Origin of the sequence: Moorena sp. SIO4E2, assembly GCF_010671945.1 — a bacterium.
Lineage (GTDB): Bacteria > Cyanobacteriota > Cyanobacteriia > Cyanobacteriales > Coleofasciculaceae > Moorena > Moorena producens.
Window position 1 is genome coordinate 1 of the sequence record NZ_JAAHIE010001381.1, and the last position, 1,112, is coordinate 1,112.

At 45.1% G+C, this 1,112-nt stretch carries 2 protein-coding genes; one reads left to right on the forward strand and one right to left on the reverse strand.

All coding sequences use genetic code 11. The features are described 5' to 3' along the window. The coding region (locus F6K37_RS43830; RefSeq protein ID WP_287257403.1) for a hypothetical protein at positions 1–197 on the forward strand (197 nt) is incomplete at its 5' end. A 138-nt stretch (positions 198–335) separates the two neighbouring features. On the opposite strand, the gene F6K37_RS43835 is transcribed toward F6K37_RS43830, so the two are convergent. Next, positions 336–1,112, reverse strand: a 777-nt coding sequence (locus F6K37_RS43835) for a PhzF family phenazine biosynthesis protein (protein ID WP_287257404.1), incomplete at its 5' end; no start/stop codon positions are given.

Here is a 1,112-nt window from a genome sequence, read left to right on the forward strand (position 1 = left end):
TGTCTAACACCCCCTCTGTTTGTGCGGTTCAAGGCTCAAATGCGATATTGATCAGTAATGGAACATGCAGCATATCCGCATTGCAGGCCGGATCAGACAGTTACTATGCTGCTGAACCACTTGAATTTTTGTTTGAAGTTAATCTGATGCCGCAAGGCGGTAGGGTCTCAATATTCATCCCCCTAGTTAATCGATAAAAAAGTGAGGTGCCGAAACAACGGGCGTTGCTTCGTACACCTCGGGGGGAGCCTATGCAGAATCGAGTCTATCACATGGTGCCTGAGGCACAAGATATATTGATAAGAAATAAATCTTTTTGATAAGATTGTCGTGATCTACTTCAGTAGGCTACCCTTAAAGATAGTGACAGCCCTGCCAGAAATAGATGTTCTATCGTCGTTAAAATCTACTTTGATGGTGCCCCCCCTTTTTGAGATTTGATGAGCGGTAAATTGCGTTTGCCCCATTTTGGTGTTCCAGTAATGGGATAAGTAGCAGTGGGCTGAACCTGTCACAGGGTCTTCATCTATGCCAACATTGGGAGCAAACACCCGTGACACAAAATCAGGGTTCCCACTTAATTCTTGGTTGCCCTTTGCCGTGATGGTTACAGCCCTGCTGCCTAATGACGCAAGTTCGTCCTTATCAGGAATGAAAGATTTCACCTGATCGGCCGATTTTAGTTCGAAAAGATAGTCGAATTCTTCATCAAAAGTAGCTTTGGCGCTTTGAACAGGGTCAAGGCCCAGTGCATCTGCAAAAGCAGGCTTATTTTCAATAATCTTCGTCTGCGACGTGGGAAAATCGAGTTCAATCCATCCCCCAGAATCCTTTTTTGCAGATAGCTCGCCTGACAGCGTCTCAAATCTAATAGCCTCTTGTGGTTTCGCATATCCTTCAGAAAACATGATATGAGCAGTTGCTAGAGTCGCATGGCCGCAAAGTTCTACCTCGCTGGTGGGAGTAAACCACTTGAGCTGCCATACACGTTTAAATGGGTCTTTGTTGGGAGCTAAAAATGCCGTTTCAGACAAATTCATTTCTGCAGCAACCAGCTGCATCCAATCATTAGGCTGCATTTTATCCATGATTACAATGGCAGCAGGATTCCC